Raw genomic sequence first — 24,028 nt, forward strand, 5'->3', positions numbered from 1 at the left:
GGACCTCCCAGTGCACGCCACCACCTCCCGCAGCGGCCGCCGCACGATCGCCGCCGTCGCCGGCAGCGCCGTCCTGGCCCTGCTCGCCACCGCCTGCACCGGTTCCAGCGACTCGGGCGGCAACGACGACTCGGCCAGCGGCAAGGACGTCACCATCACCTTCTGGCACGGCTGGAGCCAGGACAACGAGACCAAGGCGATCGACGACAACATCGCCGCCTTCGAGAAGGCCCACCCCAACATCCACGTCAAGGCCGTGGGCAACATCCCGGACGACAAGGTCAACCAGGCGCTGCGGGCCGGCGGCGACGACGCGCCGGACGTGGTCTCCTCCTTCACCACCAACAACGTCGGCATGTTCTGCTCGACCAAGGCCTTCATCGACCTCAAGCCGCTGCTCCAGAAGAGCGGCATCGACCCGGCCAAGACCTTCCCGGCCGCGATGCTCGACTACACCCAGTTCCAGGGCAACCAGTGCTCGCTGCCGCTGCTGGGCGACGCGTACGGCCTGTACTACAACAAGAAGGCCTTCGCCGAGGCGGGCATCGCCCACCCGCCCAAGACCTTCAGCGAGTTCGCCGCGGACGCCGCCCTGCTGACCAAGGCTGACGGCGACTCGTACAAGCAGCTCGGCTTCATGCCGCTGTACCACGGCTACGAGACCACCACCGAGCACTACCTCGGCCAGTACGGCGCCACCTACTTCGGCCCCGACGGCAAGTCGAACCTCGCCACCGACCCGAAGGTCGCCGCGATGCTCAAGTGGCAGAAGGGACTGGTCGACCAGCTCGGCGGCTACGACAAGCTGGAGAAGTACCGGGCCACCTTCGGCGAGGAGTTCAGCGCCAAGAACCCCTTCAACACCGGTCAGGTCGCGATGGCCATGGACGGCGAGTGGCGCACCGCCTCGCTGGCCGCGAACAAGCCCGACTTCGAGTGGGGCGCCGCCGCCTTCCCGGTGCCGGACGACCAGGCCGACACCTACGGCCGCGGCTACCAGACCGGCACCATCGTCGGCATCGCCAGCACCAGCAAGAAGCAGGCCGCGGCCTGGGAGTTCGTCAAGTACCTGACCACCGACACCGACGCGGTCGTCGGCTTCGCCAACGCGATCCACAACGTGCCCAGCACCTTCGCGGCGCTCGACTCGCCGAAGCTGGTCAGCGACGACAACGTCAAGACCTTCCTGGACATCGCCAAGAACGCCCACTCCGGCACCACGCCGCCGGCCGTCAACGGCAGCGGCTACATCAGCTCGCTGCAGAACCTCGGCTACGACTACGAGTCCGGCAAGCAGACCGACCTGCAGGCCGGACTGGCGGCCACCGCCAAGCAGATCGACACCGACATCGCCCAGGCCAAGTAAGCGCCCGCGAACGGCCCACGGAGCTCCCATGTCACTCGCGTTCGGCACCCGCAAGGAGAGCGGCGGCAACGCCGGCGCCGGACCGGCCGGACCGGCGGCGCCCTCCACGCAGCACCTGCTGCGCCGGAAGCGCCGCCGGGAGGCGGCCCGCACCCTCGCCTTCCTCTCCCCCTGGCTGATCGGGTTCAGCGTCTTCTTCGTCTACCCGCTGGTATCCACCGCCTACTTCTCCTTCACCCAGTACAACGGCTTCGGCCAGCCGACCTTCAACGGCCTCAAGAACTGGGACTACGTCCTCGGCCAGCTGCCGACCTTCTGGCAAGGCCTGCGCAACACCCTCTGGCTGGTCGTCGTCATGGTGAGCCTGCGGGTCGCCTTCGGCCTCGGCATCGGAATGCTCATCACCAGGGTCAAGACCGGCGCCGGCTTCTTCCGCACCGTCTTCTACCTGCCGTACCTGGCCCCGCCGGTGGCCGCGACCGTGGCCTTCGCCTTCCTGTTCAACCCCGGCACCGGCCCGGTCAACCACCTGCTCGGCGAGCTCGGCCTGCCGCAGCCCGGCTGGTTCGCGTCCCCGGACTGGTCCAAGCCCGCGCTCACCCTGCTCGCCATGTGGGGCGTCGGCGACCTGATGGTCATCTTCATGGCCTCGCTGCTGGACGTCCCGAGGGAGCAGTACGAGGCGGCCGAGCTGGACGGCGCCGGCCCGTTCCAGCGGTTCCGGTACGTCACGCTGCCGAACATCTCGCCGATCATCATGTTCGCGGTGGTCACCGGGGTGATCCAGACCATGCAGTACTACACCCAGGCGATCGTCGCCGGGAAGGTCGCCAGCGGCATCGCGGGCAACTCCGGGCAGCAGTTCGAACCGGGCTACCCGGGCGGCTCCACCTGGACCCTGCCGCAGATGGTCTACAACCTGGGCTTCCAGCGCTTCAACTACGGCGCGGCCTGCGTCGTCGCCCTGGTGCTGTTCGCCATCTCGATGGCCGTCACCTCGATCCTGCTCCGCCGCCGGTCCGGCTTCATGGCGAGCGACGACTAACGGGCCAGTGAGGACCTGATCATGACTCTCGGCAACACGCTCACCGAGGCGCCGGCCCCGGCCGGCCCCACCCGCCCCGGCCGGCCCGGCAGCCCCGCGGCCCGGGCCGCCCGGCGCCGCGCCCTGCTCGACTGGGTGGCCGTACACTCGCTGGCCATCGCCGCCGCGCTGTTCTTCCTGCTGCCCTTCGTCTTCGTGCTGCTCACCTCGCTGATGGACGACCAGCAGGCGCTCACCACCGACTACTGGCCCACCCACTGGGAGTGGGGCAACTACGGCAAGGTGTGGAACACCCCCGGCTTCCTCACCTGGTGGCGCAACACCCTGCTCTACGCCGGCGCGGGCACGCTGCTGACCGTCGTCTCCAGCCTGCCGGTCGCCTACGCGCTCGCCAAGTTCCGCTTCCGGGGCCGCAACCTGGCACTGATGGCGGTCATCGCGATGATGATGCTGCCGCCGCAGGTCACCGTCATCCCGATGTACCTGTTCTGGGCCAAGCAGATGGGCATGAGCGGCTCGCTCTGGCCGCTGATCATCCCGATGGCCTTCGGAGACGCGTTCTCCATCTTCCTGCTGCGCCAGTTCCTGATGACCATCCCCCGGGAGTACATCGAGGCCGCCCGGATCGACGGCTGCGGCGACCTGCGCACCCTGCTGCGGGTGGTCCTTCCGATGGCCAAGCCGGCCATCGCCGCGGTCGCGCTGTTCCAGTTCTTCTACTGCTGGAACGACTACTTCGGCCCGCAGATCTACGCCAGCAACAACCGCGAGGCCTGGACCCTCTCGTACGGGCTGGAGTCCTTCAAGGCCGCCCACCACACCAACTGGAACCTCACCATGGCCGCCACCCTGCTGGTGATGGCACCGGTGATCGTCCTCTTCTTCTTCGCTCAGAAGGCCTTCATCGAAGGCGTGACACTGACAGGGGTCAAGGGCTGATGTCCGCACCGAAGACGTCCGGAACCGCCGCGCTCAAGCTCGCCATCGTCGGCGGGGGTTCGACGTACACCCCGGAGCTGATCGACGGCTTCGCCCGGCTGCGCGACACCCTGCCGATCGGCGAACTGGTGCTGATCGACCCGGCCGCCGAACGGCTGGAGCTGATCGGCGGCCTCGCCCGGCGGATCTTCGCCCGACAGGGGCACTCCGCAGCCGTCACGGTGACCACGGACCTGACGGCGGGCGTCGCGGACGCCGACGCCGTCCTGCTCCAACTGCGCGTCGGCGGGCAGGCGGCGCGCAACCAGGACGAGACCTGGCCGCTGGAGTGCGGCTGCGTCGGGCAGGAGACCACCGGCGCCGGCGGGCTCGCCAAGGCGCTGCGCACCGTCCCGGTGGTGCTGGACATCGCCGAGCAGGTGCGCCGGACCAACCCGGACGCCTGGATCGTGGACTTCACCAACCCGGTCGGCATCGTCACCCGGGCCCTGCAGACCGCCGGCCACAAGGCCGTCGGGCTCTGCAACGTCGCCATCGGCTTCCAGCGCAAGTTCGCCGCGCACCTCGGGGTGGCCCCGGAGCTGGTGCGGCTCGACCACGTCGGGCTCAACCACCTGACCTGGGAGCGCGGGGTGACCCTGCTGGACGCCCCCGGCGCGGCCGGCGGGCGGGAGGTGCTGCCGGAGCTGCTCGGCGGCTTCGGCAAGGAGATCGCCGAGGACCTGCACCTGCCGCAGGCCGTCATCGAGCGGCTCGGGGTCGTGCCGTCCTACTACCTGCGGTACTTCTACCAGCACGACGCGGTGGTCGCCGAGCTCAGGGAACAGGGCTCGCGGGCCGCGCAGGTCGCCGAGATCGAGCGGCAGCTGCTGGAGCTGTACGCCGACCCGACCCTGGACACCAAGCCCGAGCTGCTCGGCAAGCGCGGCGGCGCCTTCTACTCGGAGGCCGCCGTCCAGCTGATCGCCGCCCTGCTCGGGACCGGCGGCGGGACCTCCGTGCAGGTCGTCAACACCCGCAACGACGGCGTGCTGCCCTTCCTGCCGGACGACGCCGTCATCGAGGTGCCCGCCGAGGTCGACGCCCACGGCGTGCGCCCGCTGCCGCAGCGCCCGCTGGAGCCGCTGTACGCCGGCCTCGTCGCCGCCGTCACCGCGTACGAGCACCTCGCCCTGGACGCCGCGCTGCGCGGCGGGCGCGACCGGGTCTTCGACGCGCTGCTCGCCCACCCGCTGGTCGGCCAGATCGAACTCGCCGACCGGCTCACGGACCGACTGCTCGCCCACAACCGCGAGCACCTCGCCTGGGCCTGACCCGGCCCGCGGTGCCGGCCCGCGTCCCGCGAGGAGACCGCGGGCCGGCACAGCGAGGAGACCGCCCCACACCCGGCCGCCCACACCCGGCCGGGCACCCCCGGCCGACGACTTCCCGGCCGGGCCACGTACGAGCCGCGGGGACCCGATGACCCACCAGCCCGAACCACACCTGCCCGGCGTACTCGCCATCGACGCGGGGAACTCCAAGACCGACGTCGCCCTGATCGGCGTCGACGGCAGCGTCCTCGGCACCGCCCGCGGCGGCGGCTTCGCCCCCCAGCGGATCGGCGGCGCCGCGGCCGTCGCCGGCCTCGCCCCGCTCGTCCGGCAGGCCGCAGCCGAGGCCGGCCACCCGACCTGGAACGGCGTGCTCACCGGCCACGTCAGCGCCTGCCTCGCCAACGCCGACCTGCCGGTCGAGGAACAGGCCCTGCACGACGCCCTCGAAGCCCACCCCTGGGGCGCCACCAACACCGTCGTCAACGACACCTTCGGCCTGCTGCGCGCCGGCACCGACGGCCCGCGCGGCGTCGCGGTCGTCTGCGGCGCCGGGATCAACTGCGTCGGCCTGCTGCCGGACGGCCGCACCGCCCGCTTCCCCGCCCTCGGCGAACTCACCGGCGACTGGGGCGGCGGTTCCGGCCTCGCCATCACCAGCATGTGGCACGCCGTACGGTCCGAGGACGGCCGCGGCGGGCCCACCGCCCTCGCCCGCGCGATCGCCGACCACTTCGGCCTGCCCAGCGCCGGTGCCGTCGCCGAGGCCGTCCACCTCGGGCAGCTGTCGAGCGACCGGCTGCACGAACTCGTCCGGGTGCTGTTCGCGGTCGCGGGCGACGGGGACGCCGTCGCCCTGGAACTGATCGACCGCCAGGCCGACGAGATCGTCCGGCTCGCCGCGGTCGCCCTGAGACGGCTCGACCTGCTGGACTCCCCCACCCCGGTCGTGCTCGGCGGCGGCGTGCTGGCCTCCGAGCAGCCGCTGCTGCTCGACAACGTGAAGGCCCGCCTCGCGCAGGCCGCACCGCTGGCCGAACCCCGGGTCGTCGTCGCGCCGCCGGTGCTGGGCGCGGCACTGCTCGGACTGGACCACCTCAAGGCGGGCGCGCAGGCGCAGGCCCGGCTGCGCGAGGCCTACGAGGGACCGCGGCCGGTCGCGGCCTGACCCGGCGTCAACGAACTTCCCTCCTCCGCCGGATCCGCACGTCCGGCGGAGGAGGGAACCCCGCGCTCCCGGTCGTCCTCGTACGACCCGAGTACCGGCGGACGCCGCCGCCCGGGGAGACTGGTGCCATGGCCGTGCCCCGCAACCTCCTCGCCGCCGCCCTGCTGGCCTGCGGCACCGCAGCCGCGCTCACCGGCTGCACCCCCGCCGACTCCCGCCCGACGGTGGCCGCCGCCTCCGCCGCGGCGGTCGCCGACGAGGCGGCGGACGACCTGCTGGACGAGGACGACGAACTCCTGGGCGAGGAGGAGGACGTCGAGGAGGCCTACTCCCCCGCGGCCGACCCCTCCACCGCCGACCCGTCCGGCGCCGCCCCCTCCCTCCCGGCTCCGTCCGGCCCGGCCCCCGCCTGCACGGAACCCACCGAACTCCCGGGCCACGAGGTCCTCGTCGTCGTCGCCGCCGGCCCCGCCGCACTCACCGCCCAGCCGGCCCGCTTCACCTGCGGGCCCGCCCGCTACGCCCCCACCGGCACCCCCGTCCACTACGGCTTCGCGGCGGCCGGCGTGGCGGCGACCCTGGTCGACCGCCCGCACGACGAGCCGGCCAGGGCGGTCCCGCTGGCGGAACTGGTCGCCCACCTCGACGACTGCCTGGCGGAGCGCGACCCCGCGCCCCCGTACGGGTGCCACGGGAACGCGTACGACGTGGTGCTGGACTCCCACGGGCGGATCATGCGGATCGGCGAGGTCGAGCGGCCGTAGGGCGGGCGGCGGCGGCAGGGCGGGCGGCAGCCCGGAAGGCGGCTCACGGCGGCATACGGTGTAGAACCTCCCCGCAACTGTTGACATTCGGCTGAGCTACGCGCGTCAGCGGCTCGGCAGCTGGGGACTTTTGACGTTCCATACCTCCCCGTGGGCCGCCCTTGGGGCTGGTCTTACTCCCAGCCTCGTTGACCCGGTTTCGGCGGCTCTGCTTTGCTTCCGGCGGTCGACGGTGTGCCGGTCCCCCATCCCCTCTTCGCCGGCCGCCCCTGACGGGCGGTCCGCCGCTCCGGCCTGCCGTCGTCGCCCCGCTCGTCCCCCCACAGCGCCGCCGCGTCCCCATCCGGGTGCGGCCGGCGCGAGAGAGGAACCCTCACGATGGGCATCTCCCCCACCTCCCGCCGGATGCGCGTCCGGGCCTTGACCGGGCTCAGCGCGCTGGCCCTCGCCGTCACCTGTTTCGCCGCTCCGGTCGCCCAGGCCGACCAGCCGGCTGGCGAGTTCGCCGGGAACTCCCACCCGTACCGGCACGGCGTCCACCCGTCCAAGGAGGCGGGCAACTCCGCCGCCGCACGGACCAGCAACCTGAAGTACGGCGGCGCCGTGGACGGCATCGGCGTCACCACCGGCGCCCCCGAGGTCTATCTGGTCTTCTGGGGCACCCAGTGGGGCACCCAGGGCACCGACGCCAACGGCTACACCACCCTCACCGGCGACCCGAAGGGCATCGCCGTCCGCGCGCAGCAGCTGTTCAAGGGGCTGGGGACCAACAACGAGACCTGGTCCGGCGTCATGACGCAGTACTGCGAGGGCGTCGCCAAGGGTGCGACCAGCTGCCCGGCCACCGCCGCGCACGTCGGCTACCCGACCGGCGGCGCGCTGGCCGGCGTCTGGGTGGACTCCTCGGCCGCCGCCCCGGGCCAGGCCACCGGCAACCAGCTCGCCGCCGAGGCCGTCAAGGCCGCCGGGCACTTCGGCAACACCACGGCCGCGTCCAACCGCAACGCCCAGTACGTGGTGCTCTCGCCCACCGGCACGCACCCGGACGGCTTCAACACCCCGAACGGGGGCTTCTGCGCCTGGCACGACTGGAACGGCGACACCACACTGACCGGCGGCGCCGCCACGTCCCCGTACGGCGACGTGGCGTTCACCAACGACCCGTACGTGACGGACATGGGCGCCTCCTGCGGCCAGAACTACGTCAACAGCGGCAGTGCGGGCACGCTGGACGGCGTGACCATCGTCTACGGCCACGAGTACTCGGAAACCGTCACCGACCAGAACCCGGCCGGCGGCTGGACCGACTCGACCGGGTACGAGAACGCCGACAAGTGCGCCTGGAAGGGCACCGGCGGGACCGGCGGCGCGCAGAACGTGACCTTCGCGACCGGGTCGTTCGCCATGCAGGGCACCTGGTCGAACGCGGTCAGCGGCTGCCAGATCTCGCACGCGATCGTCCACTGACGCCCGCGGTGCGTTGAGGCGCCGGGGCGTTGAGGCGCCGGGGCGGGCCGTGCGGGCCCGCCCCGGCGCTCGGCGTTCCCGCGGGGCGCCGTCAGGGGCTGACCAGCCCGAACTCGTAGGCCTGGATGACCAGATGAACCCGGTCGCGGGCGTCGAGCTTGGTGAAGAGCCGGGCGACGTGGGCCTTGGCGGTGGCCACACTGATGGTGAGCTCGTCGGCGATCTCGGCGTTGGACAGGCCACGGCCGACCAAGGTGAGCACCTCGCGCTCGCGCTCGGTGACGCTCCCGGTGACGGCCCGCCGGGGCTGCCGGGCCGCCCCGGCGGTGTCCGGACGGGCGGCGAACTCGCCGATCAGACGGCGGGTGATGCCGGGGGCGATCAGCGCGTCCCCGGCGGCGACGACCCGGATGCCGTCCAGGATGGTCTCCAGGGCGAGGTCCTTGACCAGGAAGCCGCTCGCGCCGGCCCGCAGGGCGCCGTACACGTAGTCGTCGTCGTCGAAGGTGGTGAGGACGAGGACGTGCGTGGGCAGGTCCGGGTCGGCGGTGATCCGGCGGGTGGCCTCGATGCCGTCCGTCCCCGGCATCCGGATGTCCATCACCGCGACGTCGGGGCGCAGCCGGGCGACCAGGTCGACGGCCTCGGCGCCGTCGCCGGCCTCGCCGACCACCTCCAGGTCCGGGGCGTCGGCGATGAGCACGCGCAGACCGGTGCGGATGAGCGGCTGGTCGTCCACCAGAACGACGCGGATCACGGTCCCACCTCCACGGGGATCGGCAGTCGGGCGGCGACGAGGAAGCCGCCTTCGGGGCGCGGGCCGGCGCTGAACTCGCCGTGCAGCAGGGCGACCCGCTCGCGCATGCCGGCGATGCCGTAGCCGGTGCCGGGGGTGGGCGCCGCCGGGCCGGCTCCCAGGTCGACGACGGTGACGGCCAGTTCGTCCGGCCGGTAGTCGACGGTGACGTGGCAGTCGCGGGTGCCGGAGTGCTTGACCACGTTGGTCACCGCTTCCTGGACGATCCGGAACGCGGCGAGGTCGACGTCGGCGGGCAGGGTTCGCGACTCGCCGCCGCGGGTCACCGCGACCCGGACGCCGGCGCCCGCGCTCTTCTCCACCAGCCGGTCCAACTCGGCGAGACCCGGCGCGACTTCGAGCGGCGCGGACTCCTGCTCGCCGGCCCGCAGCGCGCCGAGCATCCGGCGCAGGCCGGCCAGGGTCTCCCGGCTGGTGGTCTCGATGGCGGCCAGCGCGTTGCGGGCCTCGGCGGGCTGGGTGTCCATGACGCGGCTGCCCATGCCGGCCTGGATCGCGATGATGCCGATGCTGTGCGCGACCATGTCGTGCAACTCCCGGGCGATCCGCAGCCGTTCGGCGGTGATCGCCTGCTCGGAGGCCCGGCCGCGCAGCGCCTCGGTGTGGGCGCGGGTCTGGTGCACGGTGTTGCCGACCAGCCAGGCGATCAGCACGGTCGCGGCGTAGCCCGCGTAGGCGAGCGGGTTGACGGGGTAGTCGTGGACGGCACCCCAGAGCATCAGCCCGGCGAGCGTGGCGAGCGGCAGCGCCAGGGCGCTCAGCGAGACGCGCCGGGAGCGGGTGGCCGCGCAGTAGCCGACGACCCCGTCAGCAATCAGGAACTGGAGCCCGGTCGTCTCCGGAACCTCCCACATCCCCAACGCGAAGACGCTGCCCCCGAGCGCCACCGCGATGGCCGCCAGCGGCAGCCGGACCAGCAGGGTCGCGACCAGGGTGGTGACCACCGCGGTGACCACCAGCGGCATGTCCTCCGGGTTGCCGTAGTACCTGAACAGGTGGCTCAGCTCGTCCTCACGCGTGAAGCAACGGAACACCACCAGGGCCGTCCAGAGCGCCGCCACCCACACGCCCGGCGGTAGGCGCCTGAGCAGCGGCGGGCGGGCTTCGGTGATCATGACGCGATGGTAGCCGCGGCCGTTCGGCGGCGCATTGGCCGGCGGGCGTAATCCCCGGGGCCAGTGCGCCGGCAGGCAGTTGTGGCCCGCCGCCCGACGCCCGGGTGGGGCGGCGACCGGCAGCGTTGTCCCCGTGATCGAGATCGAGCGACTGACCAAGAGGTACGGCGCCACCACGGCCGTCGACCGACTGACCTTCACCGTCCGGCCCGGCGCCGTCACCGGCTTCCTCGGCCCCAACGGTGCCGGCAAGTCCACCACGCTGCGGATGATCCTGGGCCTCGACACCCCCACCGGGGGCAGCGTCACCGTGGCCGGTGTGCCCTTCGCGAGCCGGCCGCGCGGCCTGCGGCACGTCGGCGCGCTGCTGGACGCGGGCGACGTCCACGGCGGGCGCAGCGCGAGGGCGCACCTGCGGGCGCTGGCCCGCAGCAACCGGATCCCGGCCGGGCGGGTGGAGGAGGTGCTGGAGGAGGTCGGCCTCGGCAAGGCCGCCGGGCGGCGGATCGGCGGCTACTCGCTGGGCATGAAGCAGCGGCTCGGCATCGCGGGCGCCCTGCTCGGCGACCCGCCGGTCCTGCTCTTCGACGAGCCGCTGAACGGGCTGGACCCGGAGGGCGTGCTCTGGGTGCGCGGCCTGTTCCGGCGCCTCGCCGCGGAGGGCCGGACGGTGTTCGTCTCCAGCCACATGATGGCCGAGATGGAGCACACCGCCGACCACCTGGTGGTGATCGGCCGCGGCCGGCTGATCGCCGACGAGAGCCTGGCCGAGTTCTCGGCCCGCAACGCGGCGAGTTCGGTGGCCGTACGGTCACCCGAACTGGCCGTGCTAACCAAGGCGTTGCGCCTGGAAGGGGCCGAAGTCCGGGAGGTGGAGCCGCGGTTCGGGATCGTCACTGGGCTGCCCGCCGAGCGGATCGGCGAACTCGCACTGCAGCGCGGTGTGGTGCTGCACGAACTCGCCGCCCGGACGTCGTCCCTGGAGTCAGCGTTCATGTCCCTGACCGCCGACAGTGTCGAGTACCTGGCTGGAGAGGCCCGATGAACTCCTTCACCTCGCCCGTCGAACCGCGCGCCCGCTTCACCGACCTGCTCGCCGCCGAGTGGATCAAGCTGCGCTCACTGCGGTCGACGTACTGGGTGCTCGCGCTCGCCTCACTGGCGGCGATCGTGGTCAACCTGAACGCCGTCCACACCGACCTGACGTACATCGACCACGCGCCCCCGCCGCCGGACGGCCTCCCGGCGTACCGGTACGACCCGCTGTTCCACGGGCTCGGCAGCATCGCCGGCGACCTGATGGCGATCGCGGCCGGCAGCCTCGGCGCGATCACCGTGTTCGGCGAGTACACCACCGGCCTGATCCGCACCACCTTCGCCGCGGTGCCGGACCGGCGGGGCGTGATCGCCGCCAAGGTGGTGCTGATCGGCGGGATCACCGCGCTCGCCGGGGCCGTGGTGTCCACCGTGTCCTTCTTCGCCACCAACGCGATGCTCGCCTCCCGGCACGTCGGGCTCTCCATCACCGACGAGGGCTGCCTGCGGGCCGTCCTCGGCTACGCGGCGATCGTGCCGGTCTGCGCGCTGATCGGGATGGCGCTCGGCGCGGCGCTGCGGCACGCCACCGCCTCGATCGTGTCGCTGGTGGTGCTGATGTTCATCCTGCCGCTGATGTTCGGCGGGGACCGCTACCGGTGGCTCAAGGAGATCGGCACCCACCTGCCGCTCAGCACCGTCTCCCGGCTCACGATCACCCCCGGCTCCTCGACCACGATGGGGAAGTACGCGCCGACCGTGCTGGACTCCTGGATCACGATGGGCGTGTGGGCCGCCGTCTCGGTGGCGGTCACCGTGGTCGTGGTGCGGCGACGGGACGTGTGAGGCAGGCCCTAGCCGAGGCCGAGACGCTGCGCGGTCGCGGCGGGCAGCGGGTACGGGCGCTCGGGCGGCAGCAGCCGCTGCGCCTTCGCCCCCTGCCCGCCGCGGACCAGCGCGGCGATCCGCCGCACCTGCGGGGTGAGGTCGGTGAGCCCGGTGACCCACTCCTCGGCGAAGGTGCGGACCAGCGAACGGCCGACGCCCACCTGGATGCTGTAGTGGTTGAGCGCCGCCCCGCGCAGCGTGCGCTCCGGATCCCACTGGACGTGGACCTCGGCGCGGGCGAGCTCGTCGGGGTGCGCCGTGGTCGGCACGGCCCGGGCCAGCGCGTCCTCCCAGCCCTCACGGGTGATCCGCACCGCCAGCACCCGGGTCTGCCCCGGCTTCTGCGCCCAGTTGCTGCGGTGCATCAGCCAGCGGAACGAGGGCTTGATCCACGTCATCCGGTGGAAGCCGAACGGCGCCACGAAGCGTCCCGCCGCCAGCGCCGCGTCCGCGACGGCGGGCGGGTAGGCCTGGTAGACCACGATCGTCCGGTCGTCGTGGTCGGCGCGGATCTCCCGCAGCGCGGTCATCGCGGCGCACCCCCTGGTTCCCTGCTCCCCGGCGCATCTCCGCCGTCCTCTGCCGTCCTGGCAGCGTCCCCCGCCGGGCACGCTGCCAGGGCGGGCGGGGCGGCGCAACGGAATTGCCGCGCGGGCGGGGCGGCGGGGCCCCGGGGGTGTCGGGTCAGCTCACGCCGGCGCCGGCCTTGGTGCGGAAGGCGGTGATCGTGGCGGCCGGGACGCCGCAGGCGGGGAGGAAGGAGGCGGCGCCGCCGTGGTGGGTGCGGACGCGGTCGAGGAAGACGGACATGGCCTCGGCCGGGGCCTCCAGCAGGGGCGCGGGGATGGTGAGGTGGCGGCCCTGGGAGTCGGTGACGCGGGAGGGGGAGTAATCGTTGAGCGCGGCGCGGTGGCGTTCGGCGAGGCCCGCGAAGATCTGCGGGAGGGCGTCGGCGGTGCGGGCGTAGTCGGCGACGATGCGGTCCGCGGAGGCGCCCAGGAGGTCGAGGAGCAGGGCGGTCAGCAGGCCGGTGCGGTCCTTGCCCGCCGCGCAGTGCAGCAGGACGGCGCCGGGGCGGACGGTGGCCTCGACGGCGGCGGTGACCGCCTCAGGGGCGGACTCGGCCAGCAGCACGTAGAAGTCGCCGAGGTCGGCGGCCGTGGTCATGGTGCTCATCCGCGCGGTGAGGGTGTCGGCGGCGGGGTTCACCGGGGCCGCGACGACGGCTATCCCGGCGGCCTCGGCGGCGGCCCAGTCGGCGGGGTCGGTCTCCCGCAGGTCGCGCAGGTCGACGATCGTACGGATGTCGCAGGCGCGCAGCTGGGCGACGGTGGCCTCGTCGGCAGCCGGGAACGGCTGGGCGGAGCGGTACAGCACGCCGGGGCGGACCCGACGGCCCTCGGGGTCGCCGAGGACGGCGGCGTCGCGGAAGTTGACCAGGGACATGCGTGAGGCCTTTCGGTGGAGCCGCGCTCGGGAGGGGTGGGGCATCCGGACGGACATCTAGACGTCTAGATGTCTAACCCCTCCGGGGGTCGCCGGGCAAGCGGCGGCCGACGGCGCTCCCTCCATCCCACCCCCGTCCGTGCGCCGGGGCGACCCGGAAGGGGGCGACGGGCTCGGGGCGGCGGTTCCGGGGCCGCGGGTTCGGGACGGCAGCTCCGGGGCCGCGGGTTCGGGACGGCGGGTTCGGAACGGCAGCTCCGGGGCCGCGGGTTCGGGACGGCGGGTTCGGAACGGCAGCTCCGGGGCCGCGGGTTCGGGGCGGCGGTTCCGGGGCGGCGGGCTTCGTAGGATCGACCGTGTGGCGACCAACCCTCCGAGCACCCCGAGCACCCCGCTGTACCGCCGCCTCGCGCGACGGCTCCAGGAGCGCATCGACGCCGGCACGTACCCGGCGGGCGCCCGGCTGCCGAGCGAGCCGGAGCTGAGCACCGAGTTCGGCGTGAACCGGCTGACCGTGCGGCAGGCGGTCGCCGAGCTGGAGCGGGCGGCCGTGGTGGAGATCCGCCGGGGCGTGGGCACCTTCGTCCGCCCGCCCGCCGTCCGCGTGTCGATCACCGTGGATCCGCGCAGCCAGCGCTTCGACCTCGGCAGTGTCCACGCCGCCCTGCCCGCCGGCAGCCACGGCCCCGGCCGGAACGGCGACGAGGGCGGCGATCGGGACGGCGGCCCGGCCGGCGCTCAGGACGACGGCGAGTTCGTCGTCGCCGCGCCGCCCGTCACCGGCGCGGCGGAGGACGCGGAGGCGGCCCGCCAGCTGGGGCGCGAGCCCGGCGAGCTGTCCCGGGTGGACTCGGTGATCCGGCTGGGCGGCCGGGCCCGGGCCGCCTGCAGCTACTGGGTCCCGTTCGGCCCGCTGCCCGACGAGCTGGTCCGGCCCGGGCGCCCCGGGAACCTCGTGCTGGACCTTGCGCGCGCCGCCGGAGTGGAGCTGGAGTACGACTGGCGGGCCTTCGGCGCGGTCGGCGCGGATCTCGCCGACGCCGAACTGCTGGGCGTCCCGCCGGGCACCGCACTGCTCGTCCGCGAGGGCGTCAGCTGCACCCCGGACGGCACCCCGGCCCTGTACGTGCGGCGGCGGATCGACGGCAGCAGCGCCCGGTTCGTGCTGCACTTCCGCGACCGCTAGCGCGGGCTCCCGGGCAGGCGGCGCCGAGGGGCGCAGGCCGGGCGGCGCAGGGGCCCCGAGTGCGGCGGCACCGGCCTCCGACCGTATCGATCCTGCTAGTGTTCAGCGCCGAATCACCAGGTCGTTCGGGGGATGGCAGGACAAGGTGACCGAGGGGATCGAGCACGACATACCCACCGAGCTGGCCGAGGCCTACCTCGTCCTGCTCGCCGACGTCTCCCGCACCGGCCGGCTGCTGCGCCGCGACGAGCTGGAGGGTCTGCGCAGGCTCGGCGAGCACTGCGCCGAGGCCGGGTACGGGCTGCGCGAGGTGGTGGCGCACTGCCTGGCGGCGGCCCGCCGGGCCTGGCAGACGCTGCCCGGAACGGCCTCGGCGACCAGCGTCAACGAACTGCGCCGGATGGGCGACGCCGTGCTCTCCGCCACCGACGCCGCACTCGCCGCACTCGGCGAGGGGCACGAGCGCGCACAGCGCCTGGCGATTCGTCAGGAGGAGTCGGCCAGACGGGAGTTCATCGACGACCTGCTGTTCGGCCGCAGCGACCTCGGCCTGCTCGCCGAGCGCGCGGAGCGGTTCGGACTGCGGCTGGCGGGTGCGTACACGGTGGCGGTCGCGGTGGGCGACGAGCCCTTCGCGGACGTCCACCCGATGGTGCACCGGGTGGAGCGGGAACTGGCCGGGCGGTTCGGCGAGCGGGACGTCCTGCTGGCCGGCAAGGACGGCCGGCTGGTCTGCATAGCCCCGGACTCCGAGCGGGCCGTGCTGGAGGCCTTCGCCGATCTGACGCTGCGCCCGGGCTCCGGCTACCGCCCGGTGCAGCGGGTGGCCACCGGCCGTCGGCACTCGGGGCCGAGCGGGGTCCTGCGCAGCTACGAGGAGGCGCTGGACGCGCTGGACTACGCGCAGCGCCTGAACCTGCCGACCCGGCAACTGAAGGCCGAGGGGCTGCTGGTCTTCCCGGTGCTGATGCGCGACCGGGCGGCCATGGCGGACCTGGTGCGCAGCGTGCTCGGCCCGCTGACCGAGGCGCGCGGCGGCGCCCGCCCCCTGCTGGACACCATCGCGGTGCAGGCGGAGGCCGCGTACGTGAACGCGGAGGCGGCGCGGCGGCTGGGGCTGAGCGTGCGGACGCTGGGCTACCGGCTGGAGCGGATCAAGGCGCTCACGGGGTACGACCCGTCGGACGCGCTGCAGCGCTTCACGCTGGAGACCGCGGCGATGGGCGCGCGGCTGCTGAACTGGCCGGAGCAGCCGCTCTAGGTCCGGCGTCGAGCCGTCACCGAACGCCCGCCGAACCCGCCCGCCGAAACCGCTCACCGGACGCTCGCCGAGCCCGTTCGCCAAACCCGCGCGGGCCCGCTGCGACAGTCCGGCGGCCGTTCTGTTGCCCGGCTGTTGCAGTGTCACGTGGGTCGCGCGTACCAGGGTGTCAAAGAGCCGTAAAGATTGCCGGATCCTGGCAATGTGCGGCCGGCTCCTCCACTGCCATGATCTCCCCGGCGCCGAAGCGCGGTGCCGAGGGAAGGCGGGGGAGCGTGGCCGGGACGGGGGAGTTCTTCGCGGCCGCGCTGGCCTTTCCGACCGCGCTGTTCAGCTTCGCGCTGGTGGTCGTCGTCGGGTACTGGCTGCTGATGCTGCTCGGCGGACTGGGGTTCGACGCCCTGCACGGGGGGCACGGCGTCGGGCACCACCTGGATACCGGGCATGCCGGTCACGTCGGCCATGCGGGCCACGTCGGGCACGGTGCCGGGGGGCACGGTGCCGGGGGCCACGTGGCACACGGGGACCACGTGGCACACGGCGGGCACGGAACCGACGGGCGCGGCTCCGACGGGGGGAACGGCGGTGACGGCACCCGCGCGGGGGCCGGCCACCACGGGGGCGTGCTGGACGCGCTCGGGCTGGGCGGCGTGCCCGTGACGGTGGCGGTGTCGCTGCTGGTCGCGCTCGCCTGGTTCGTCAGCCTGGCCGGCACCGTGCTCACCTCGGGGGCGCCGGCGCGCGGCGGAGTGTTCGCCGTCGCGCTGGTCGCCTCCTGGGCGGGCACCCGGGTGCTCGTCAAGCCGCTGCGGCGGCTCTTCCCGCAGGACCGGCCGACCACCCGGGGGGACTTCGTCGGCCGGGTCTGCGTGATCCGGACCGGCCGGGTGACGGCCGACTTCGGGCAGGCCGAGGTCACCGCCGAGGACGGCTCCACCGCGACCGTCCAGGTCCGCACGACCACCCCGGAACCCGAGCTGACCGTCGGGCGGACCGCCCTGATCTTCGACTACGACGCCGAGGGCGAGCACTTCCTGGTGGCGCCCTTCGACCCGTCGCCGCCGGGCCTCACCTGACGGCCCGAGCCCGACAGCCGAACCCGACAGCCGAACCCGGCAGCCCCGACCTGACGGCCCGAACCCGCCGGATCCCGTCCGGCGCTCCCCGTCGGTCCACTTCCCCAACTCTCCTATTCGCACCGTCTCCATCGTCAAAGGACTCCGTGATGGACACCATCGCCGTGGGTTTCGGCGTACTCGTCGCCGTCGTGCTGCTCATCGTGCTCGCCATGCTGCTCTTCGTGGGCCGCCTGTTCCAGAAGGTCGAGCAGGGCAAGGCACTGATCGTCTCCCGGACGAAGAAGGTGGACGTCACCTTCACCGGCGCGATCGTCCTACCGGTCATCCACAAGGCCGAGCTGATGGACATCACCGCCAAGACGGTGGAGATCCACCGGGCCGGCCGGGACGGCCTGATCTGCCGCGACAACATCCGCGCGGACATCCGGATCTCCTTCTTCGTACGGGTGAACAAGACCGTCGAGGACGTCGTCAAGGTCGCGCAGTCGATCGGCACCGCCCGGGCCAGCGATCCGCAGGCGATCCAGGACTTCTTCGCGGCGAAGTTCGCCGAGGCGCTCAAGACCGTCGGCAAGCAACTGGACTTCACCGACCTGTACACCCACCGGCACGAGTTCCGGGACCAGATCATCGCGGTCATCGGCACCGACCTCAACGGCTACACGCTGGAGGACGCGGCCATCGACCACCTCGAACAGACCCCGATGAGCCAGCTGGACGCCGACAACATCCTGGACGCCCAGGGCATCCGCAAGATCACCGAGCTGACCGCGATCGAGCACGTGCGCACCAACGAGTACCAGCGCACCGAGGAGAAGGAGATCACCCGGCAGAACGTCGACGCCCGGGAGACCGTCCTGGAGCTCGAACGGCGCCAGGCCGACGCCGAGATCCGCCAGCGCCGCGAGATCGAGACCCTGCGGGCCAAGGAGGACGCGGTGATCGCCCGGGTGCAGGAGGAGGAGCGGCTCAACGCGCAGACCGCGTTCCTGCGCACCGAGGAGCTGCTCGGGGTGCAGCGGGAGAACCAGGCCCGCGAGGTCGCGGTGGCGCAGAAGAACCGCGAGCGGGTGATCGCGGTGGAGAACGAGCGGATCGAGAAGGACCGCCTGCTGGAGGTCGTCGGCCGCGAGCGGGAGACCCAACTCGCCTCGATCGCCAAGGAGAAGGAGGTCGAGTCCGCCAAGCGGGACGTCGCCGACGTGGTCCGCGAGCGGGTCGCGGTGGACCGGACCGTCGCCGAGCAGGAGGAGGCCGTCAAGACGCTGCGCGCCACCGAGGAGGCCGAGCGCGTGCGCAAGGCGGTCGTCATCCAGGCCGAGGCGGAGGCCCAGGAGAAGCTCGTCAAGGACATCAAGGCCGCCGAGGCCGCCGAGCAGGCCGCCACGCACAAGGCCCGCGAGGCGCTGGTGCTGGCCGAGGCCCGGCAGCAGGCCGCCGAGCTGGACGCGGCCGCCAAGATCCGGATGGCCGAGGGCGTCCGGGCGGAGGCCGCCGCCGAGGGCCTGGCCCGCGTCCAGGTGCGGGAGCAGGAGGCCGCGGCCGTGGAGAAGGTGGGCCTCGCCGAGGCCGTCGTCCAGGCCGAGAAGGCCAAGGCCGCCGCGCTGGAGGTCGGCGCCAAGCTGAAGGCCGAGGCCGAGGGCCTGACCGAGAAGGCCGCCGCGATGGCCAAGCTGGACGAGGCCTCGCGCGAGCACGAGGAGTACCGGCTGCGGCTGGCCGCCGAGAAGGACGTCCGGCTGGCCGGGCTGGACGCGCAGCGGCAGATCGCCGAGGCGCAGGCCGCGCTGGTCGCGACCGGACTGGAGAAGGCCAAGATCGACATCGTCGGCGGGGACTCGGTCTTCTTCGACCGGCTGGTGCAGTCGGTGACGGCCGGCAAGAGCGTGGACGCCTTCGTCGGCCACTCGCAGACCGCGCAGACCCTGGCCGGCCCCTGGCTGGACGGACGGGCCAGCTTCACCGAGGACCTCACCCGGGTGCTGTCCTCGGTCTCCACCGCGGACGTGCAGAACCTGACGGTCTCCGCGCTGCTGATGCAGCTGATCGGCTCGGGCGCCGGCGCGCAGTCCGGACAGCTGCGCCAACTCCTGGATTCGGCACGGAAGCTGGGCATCGCCGAGACCCCGATCGGGACGCTGGCCGGTGGCGGCGCCGCACTGAACGGCTCCAAGTAGCCCACGGCTCCGGGCGACACCGCTCCCGGCAACGGGCAGCACCCGCTCCGGGCAACGGGCAACACCGCTCCGGGCAACACCGCTCCGAGCAACGATCCGCCGAGTACCTGAGGAACTGACCGTGGACGTCCTCGACGACCGGCTCGACGCCGGCACCTACGAGGTCCTGCGCGACCGGCTAGCCCGGGCCGCCGCCGAACTCGCCGACCGCGCACAGGCGTTGAACGCCCGCCGGGTCGAGGAGTTCGGCGGCGGGGAGCTGCGGCTGACCGGCACCGGGCGGCTCACCACCGCCCGGGCCTGCCTCCCGCAGGACCTCACCGCCGCCGGCGGGCTGCTCCTGCTCGGCACCCGCCCCACCGAGGTCACGGACGGCGCCGAGGACTTCACCGACGTCCTCGGCCTCCACGGCCCCGACCTCTCCCCCGCCCCCGCCGAGGGCACCCTGCTGGACGACCCCCGGCTGCGCCAGGACCTCGCCGACCTGCGGCGCTACTTCCGCGACGCCCGCCTCGAACGCCTGCGGCCGGTGGACGGGCGGCTGCTCGCCGTCTTCCGCACCGGCCCGGCCGCCACCGACGTCCGGGTGCTGCGCTGGCGCCTCGACGACGACGCCGACGACGCCCGCCCCGCCTACCTGGACGGGCGCGGAGAGCGCGACCACACACCCGCCGACGGGCAGCAGCTCGCCTGGACCGCACTGACCCGCGACGACCAGCTGCCGGCCGGCCCCGGCCGCCCGCCCCGCGCCGACCTGACCGGAGAGCTCCACCTCGGCGTCGACGGCGGCCGGTTGACCCTCACCACCCCGGACGGCCGCGAGCTGCATCACGAGCCGCTCGCCGACGCCCTGCAGACCCTCGCCGACGCGCAGATCGCCCACGCCCGCCTGGGCACCCTGCTGCTGGTGCGCGTGCGCCCGTACCAGGAGGAGGGCGTCCGGCACCTGGTGGTGCACCTGCCCACCGGCAAGGTCACCCGGATCGACGCGCTCGGCCAGGCCTGCCTGCGGCTGCCCGCCGACCAGGGCGTGGCCTTCCCCGGCGGCTGCCACCTGACGGACGGCACCGTACGCACCTTCGACCAGCCCGTGGACGGCCTGGTCCACGAGCGCACCGTCGTCTCGCCGAACGGCGAGGACGTGCTGTACGAGTTCCGCTCCCCCGCCGACGGCCGCGCCCTGCTGCAGCCGTACAACAGCGTCCGCCAGGAGGCCGCCACCCCGCTGTCCTGCCAGGGGTACGCACTGCTCGCCGACGGCACCCTGATCGCGCTGCGCCCGGCCGAGGACGGGCCCACCCGGCTGCACCCCGTCCAGCTCTGGCAGACCCCGTTCACCAGCGAGCGCTTCGCCGCCCGGCAGCCGCCCGGCACCGGGCCGTTGGCCCGCATCGGCAACGCCGACCTGGTACGCGGCCTGGCCGACTGCCTCGCGCTCGCCCGGCTGGCCGCGGCCGGCGCCGACACCCCGGCCGGCCACCGGGCCGTCCTCGCCGCCTGCACCCGCACCGCCGACCGCCACCACTGGCTCGGCCAGAGCGGCCTCGGCGACCTCGCCGCACCGCTCGCCGAGATCCGCGGCACCGCCCGGCAGGTCATCGCCGAGTACGAGGCGATCGCCCAGCTCACCGCGCACGCCGCCCGGCAGACCGGCGAGGCGGCCGAACACGTCGAGGGCCTGCTGCGCACCGCCCGCGGCGAGACCCTGGCCGACGCCGCCGAGTGGGTCGACCGGCTCGCCGCGCTGCGCCGCGCCCAGGGCCGGGTCGAGGCGCTGCGCGACCTGCCGCGGGCCGACGCCGAGCGGATCGACGCGCTCGCCGCGCACCTCACCGAGGGCCTGGCCGAGGCCGCCGAACGCGCCGTCGGCCAGCTGGCCGAACCCACCGCCTTCGAACCGCACCGAAGGCGGGCCGCCGAACTGGCCGAGCAGTGCGCCGTGATCGCGACCGCCGCCGAGGCCGAGCCGCTGGGCCTCGAACTGAACGCCCAGGGCGAGGCGCTGCAGACCGTCTCGGAGCTGGTCGGCACCCTCGACCTGGCCGACGCCACCACCCGCACCGCGATCCTGGACCGCCTCGCCGACGTCCTCGGGCTGCTCAACCGGGCCCGGACCGCGCTCACCGTGCGCCGCCGGGAGCTGCGCACCCGCGAGGCCGCCGCCGAGTTCGCCGCCGAGACGGCCCTGCTCGCCCAGGCCACCACCGCCGCGCTCGCCGCCGCCGACACCCCGGAGGCCTGCGACGACCAACTCGGCCGGCTCCTGCTGCGGATCGAGCAGCTGGAGACCCGCTTCGCCGACGCCGACCCGGCCCTCGGCGAGCAGCTCGCCGAGCGGCGCACCGGGATCCACGACGCGCTCACCGCCCGCCGCCAGCACCTGCTGGAGGAACGGGCCCGCCGCGCCGACCGGCTCGCCGCCTCCGCCGAGCGGATCCTCGACACCCTGCACCGGCGCCTGACCGCGCTGGACACCGCCGCCGAGATCGACGCCGCGCTCGCCGCCGACCCGACCGCCGTCAAACTCCGCGACCTCGCCGGACAGTTGACCGCGCTCGGCGACCGGGTCCGGGCCGAGGAGCTGACCGGACGGCTGCGCGCCGCCCGCGGCCGCGCCCACCGTGCCCTGCGCGACCGCGCCGAACTCGCCGGGGACGGCCCCGGCACCCTGCGGCTGGGCCGGCACCTGTTCGCCGTCACCACCCGACGGCCCGAACTCGCCCTCGTGCCCTGGCGCGGGCGCCCCGCCTTCACCCTCACCGGCACCGACTACCGCTCCCCCGTCACCGACCCGGCCTTCGCCGCCACCGAGCGCTACTGGGAACGCCCGCTGCCCTCGGAGACCCCGCAGCTCTACCGCGCCGAGTACCTCGCCGCCAGTCTGCTGCTGGCCGCCGAGCCGGGCTCGCTCTCCGCCGACGCGGACCTGCTGGACCACGTCCGGCGGGCCGCCGAGCAGCGGCCGGACGAGGGCTACCAGCGCGGCGTGCACGACCACGACGCGGCGCTGCTGCTCCGCGCCCTGATCGAACTCGGCTCCGACGCCGGCCTGTTGCGGCACCCGGCGGCCGCCCGGGCGGCCGCGCAGCTGTACTGGGCGCACGGCGCCGACGAGCGGCAGCGGCTGCTCTGGCACACCCGGGCCCGATCGCTCGGGCTCGCCCGGCAGGCCTTCGGCGGTGTGCCGGCGCTCGACGGGCTGGCCGCCGAACTCTCGCGGGCCGTCGCGGAGTTCGACCCGGAGTCCGCCGGCCCCGGGGCGGCCGACGCCGGACCGTACCTGGTGGCCGAACTCACCGCCGCATCGCCCGCGTTCGCCTACTCGGCGGGCGCGGCCGCGCTGCTCGACAAGTTCCGCGCCGCCCCCGAGTCGGCCGGCCTCACCGAGGCGCTGGCCGCCCTGCCCGACGAGCCCGCGCTGCTGCCCGTACGGCGCCAGCTCGCCACCGCCTGGCTGACGGCGGGAGCCGCCGACGCCGATCCGGCCGACCTCGCCGAGGCCGCCGCCGTGCTGCTCTGCCCGTCCCTGCCGCGACGGCCGGTGGACGCCGCGGTGGCCACCCGGCTCACCGGACTGCTCGGCGACCACCCGCGCCTGGCGGGCGGCGCGCTCGACCTCCGACTGGACGAACTGCTCGCCCGGGTCAAGGAGTTCGAGGAGGTCGAGGTGCCGGGACACCGGGCCTACCGGAAGCTGCGCGGCGAGCTCCTGGCCGCCGAGCACGCCCGGCTGCGCCTCGACCAGTACCGGCCCGCCCCGCTCAACGGCTTCGTCCGCAACCGGCTGATCGACCAGGTGTACCTGCCGCTGATCGGCGACAACCTCGCCAAGCAGCTCGGCACGGCGGAGTCCGGCGGACCGGTCGACCGCAGCGGCCTGCTGCTCCTGGTCTCCCCGCCCGGTTACGGCAAGACCACCCTCGTCGAGTACCTCGCCGAGCGGCTCGGCCTGCTGCTGGTCTCCGTCAGCGGCCCGGCGCTCGGCCACCGCGTCACCTCGCTCGACCCCGCCGAGGCACCCGACGCCACCTCCCGGCGCGAGGTCGAGAAGCTCAACTTCGCCCTGCACGCCGGCGACAACGTGCTGCTCTACCTGGACGACGTCCAGCACACCTCGCCCGAGTTCCTGCAGCGCTTCATCCCGCTGTGCGACGCGCAGCGCCGGATCGACGGCGTCCGGGACGGCGAGGCCCGCGAGTGGGACCTGCGCGGCAAGCGCTTCGCCGTGGTGATGGCCGCCAACCCGTACACCGAGTCCGGCCGGCTCTTCCGGCTGCCCGACATGCTCGCCAACCGCGCCGACGTCTGGAACCTCGGCGACGCCGTCGCCGGGCGGGACGACCTCTTCGCGCTCAGCTTCATCGAGAACGCCCTGCCCGCCAACCCCCACCTGGCCCCGCTCGCCACCGCCGAGCGCGCCGACCTGGACACCCTGCTCGCCCGTGCCGCGGGCGTCCCGGGCGGCACCCTGACCGGCGCCTGGCCGGCCGCCGAGGTCGAGCGGATGACGGCCGTCCTGGCCGGCCTGCTCCACCTGCGCACCACCGTCCTGGCCGTCAACCGCGCCTACCTGGACTCCGCGGCCCAGGACGACCGCACCCGCACCGAGCCGCCGTTCCTGCTCCAGGGCTCGTACCGCAACATGGCCAAGCTCGCCCAGCGCCTCGACCCCGCCCTCACCCGGCCCGAGCTGGACGCCCTCCTCACCGACCACTACCGCGCCGAGGCCCAGCCGCTGGGCGCCGAGGCGGAGGCACAGCTGCTGAAGCTGGCCGAGCTGCGCGGCGCCCTGACGCCGGAGCAGGCGCAGCGCTGGGAGGAGCTGAAGCGCGCCCGACGGGGGCGGGGCCCGGGTCTCTGACGACCGGGCCTCCCGGCCCCGCCGGGACTCAGCGGGCCTCGCCACCTGTGTCGGGGCCCGCCGGGGCCTTGCCGGGGCCTCGCCGTGTCGCTGCGTGCACC

General features: G+C 74.0%; 18 protein-coding genes. 14 read left to right on the forward strand and 4 right to left on the reverse strand.

Annotated elements, in window-relative coordinates; translation table 11 throughout:
* Positions 1–10: 10 nt before the first annotated feature.
* From ACZ7KX_RS19075 to ACZ7KX_RS19105, 7 genes are all read left to right on the forward strand, one after another.
* Positions 11–1,366, forward strand: coding sequence for an ABC transporter substrate-binding protein (locus ACZ7KX_RS19075; RefSeq protein ID WP_470327406.1), 1,356 nt, complete (start codon positions 11–13; stop codon positions 1,364–1,366).
* A gap of 28 nt (positions 1,367–1,394) precedes the next feature.
* A complete protein-coding gene (locus ACZ7KX_RS19080) occupies positions 1,395–2,411 on the forward strand; it encodes a carbohydrate ABC transporter permease (RefSeq protein ID WP_470327407.1) in 1,017 nt (338 codons plus the stop codon).
* A 21-nt stretch (positions 2,412–2,432) separates the two neighbouring features.
* Positions 2,433–3,350 carry a carbohydrate ABC transporter permease gene (locus tag ACZ7KX_RS19085; protein ID WP_470327408.1) on the forward strand — a complete coding sequence of 306 codons (918 nt, stop codon included), beginning with the start codon at positions 2,433–2,435 and terminating at the stop codon, positions 3,348–3,350.
* Positions 3,350–4,663, forward strand: a complete 1,314-nt coding sequence (locus ACZ7KX_RS19090) for a 6-phospho-beta-glucosidase (RefSeq protein WP_470327409.1) — start codon at positions 3,350–3,352, stop codon at positions 4,661–4,663. The genes ACZ7KX_RS19085 and ACZ7KX_RS19090 overlap by 1 nt, the downstream gene beginning before the upstream one ends.
* A gap of 148 nt (positions 4,664–4,811) precedes the next feature.
* A complete protein-coding gene (locus ACZ7KX_RS19095; protein WP_470327410.1) occupies positions 4,812–5,831 on the forward strand; it encodes an N-acetylglucosamine kinase in 1,020 nt (339 codons plus the stop codon).
* Between the two features lie 128 nt (positions 5,832–5,959).
* Positions 5,960–6,595, forward strand: a complete 636-nt coding sequence (locus ACZ7KX_RS19100; protein ID WP_470327411.1) for a hypothetical protein — start codon at positions 5,960–5,962, stop codon at positions 6,593–6,595.
* Between the two features lie 378 nt (positions 6,596–6,973).
* Entirely contained in the window at positions 6,974–8,062 is a 1,089-nt protein-coding gene (locus ACZ7KX_RS19105; protein WP_470327412.1) for a hypothetical protein, read from the forward strand.
* Positions 8,063–8,153: 91 nt separating this feature from the next.
* Here the strand turns inward: ACZ7KX_RS19105 and ACZ7KX_RS19110 are convergent, their stop codons facing one another.
* Both ACZ7KX_RS19110 and ACZ7KX_RS19115 read right to left on the reverse strand, forming a co-directional pair.
* Positions 8,154–8,819 carry a response regulator gene (locus tag ACZ7KX_RS19110; protein ID WP_470327413.1) on the reverse strand — a complete coding sequence of 222 codons (666 nt, stop codon included), beginning with the start codon at positions 8,817–8,819 and terminating at the stop codon, positions 8,154–8,156.
* Positions 8,816–9,994 (reverse strand): sensor histidine kinase, encoded by a 1,179-nt coding sequence (locus tag ACZ7KX_RS19115; RefSeq protein ID WP_470327414.1) that lies wholly within the window; start codon positions 9,992–9,994, stop codon positions 8,816–8,818. Before ACZ7KX_RS19115 ends, ACZ7KX_RS19110 begins: the two co-directional genes overlap by 4 nt.
* 133 nt (positions 9,995–10,127) lie before the next feature.
* Between ACZ7KX_RS19115 and ACZ7KX_RS19120 the strand changes: the two genes are divergently transcribed.
* Both ACZ7KX_RS19120 and ACZ7KX_RS19125 read left to right on the forward strand, forming a co-directional pair.
* Positions 10,128–11,039, forward strand: a complete 912-nt coding sequence (locus ACZ7KX_RS19120) for an ABC transporter ATP-binding protein (RefSeq protein WP_470327415.1) — start codon at positions 10,128–10,130, stop codon at positions 11,037–11,039.
* Positions 11,036–11,875 (forward strand): ABC transporter permease, encoded by an 840-nt coding sequence (locus ACZ7KX_RS19125; RefSeq protein WP_470327416.1) that lies wholly within the window; start codon positions 11,036–11,038, stop codon positions 11,873–11,875. The genes ACZ7KX_RS19120 and ACZ7KX_RS19125 overlap by 4 nt, the downstream gene beginning before the upstream one ends.
* 8 nt (positions 11,876–11,883) lie before the next feature.
* On the opposite strand, the gene ACZ7KX_RS19130 is transcribed toward ACZ7KX_RS19125, so the two are convergent.
* Together ACZ7KX_RS19130 and ACZ7KX_RS19135 are read right to left on the reverse strand one after the other, a co-directional pair.
* Positions 11,884–12,447, reverse strand: coding sequence for a DUF4291 domain-containing protein (locus ACZ7KX_RS19130; RefSeq protein WP_402805667.1), 564 nt, complete (start codon positions 12,445–12,447; stop codon positions 11,884–11,886).
* A gap of 154 nt (positions 12,448–12,601) precedes the next feature.
* Positions 12,602–13,363, reverse strand: coding sequence for a tyrosine-protein phosphatase (locus ACZ7KX_RS19135; protein WP_470327417.1), 762 nt, complete (start codon positions 13,361–13,363; stop codon positions 12,602–12,604).
* Between the two features lie 358 nt (positions 13,364–13,721).
* On the opposite strand from ACZ7KX_RS19135, the gene ACZ7KX_RS19140 reads away from it, so the two are divergent.
* The 5 genes from ACZ7KX_RS19140 to ACZ7KX_RS19160 all read left to right on the forward strand — a co-directional run bounded on the left by ACZ7KX_RS19140 (position 13,722) and on the right by ACZ7KX_RS19160 (position 23,927).
* Positions 13,722–14,549 carry a GntR family transcriptional regulator gene (locus tag ACZ7KX_RS19140; protein WP_470327418.1) on the forward strand — a complete coding sequence of 276 codons (828 nt, stop codon included), beginning with the start codon at positions 13,722–13,724 and terminating at the stop codon, positions 14,547–14,549.
* A 112-nt stretch (positions 14,550–14,661) separates the two neighbouring features.
* The gene (locus ACZ7KX_RS19145; protein ID WP_470327483.1) at positions 14,662–15,810 is read left to right on the forward strand and encodes a PucR family transcriptional regulator; all 1,149 of its coding nucleotides are present in this window, start codon (positions 14,662–14,664) and stop codon (positions 15,808–15,810) included.
* A gap of 275 nt (positions 15,811–16,085) precedes the next feature.
* On the forward strand, positions 16,086–16,886 hold the full coding sequence (locus tag ACZ7KX_RS19150) for a hypothetical protein (protein ID WP_470327419.1): 801 nt from the start codon (positions 16,086–16,088) through the stop codon (positions 16,884–16,886).
* Between the two features lie 149 nt (positions 16,887–17,035).
* Positions 17,036–19,066: a flotillin family protein gene (locus ACZ7KX_RS19155; RefSeq protein WP_470327420.1), complete on the forward strand. Its 2,031-nt coding sequence runs from the start codon at positions 17,036–17,038 to the stop codon at positions 19,064–19,066.
* A 121-nt stretch (positions 19,067–19,187) separates the two neighbouring features.
* On the forward strand, positions 19,188–23,927 hold the full coding sequence (locus ACZ7KX_RS19160; protein ID WP_470327421.1) for a DNA repair ATPase: 4,740 nt from the start codon (positions 19,188–19,190) through the stop codon (positions 23,925–23,927).
* Positions 23,928–24,028 lie beyond the last annotated feature (101 nt).

The organism is Kitasatospora sp. NPDC038210, assembly GCF_055600605.1.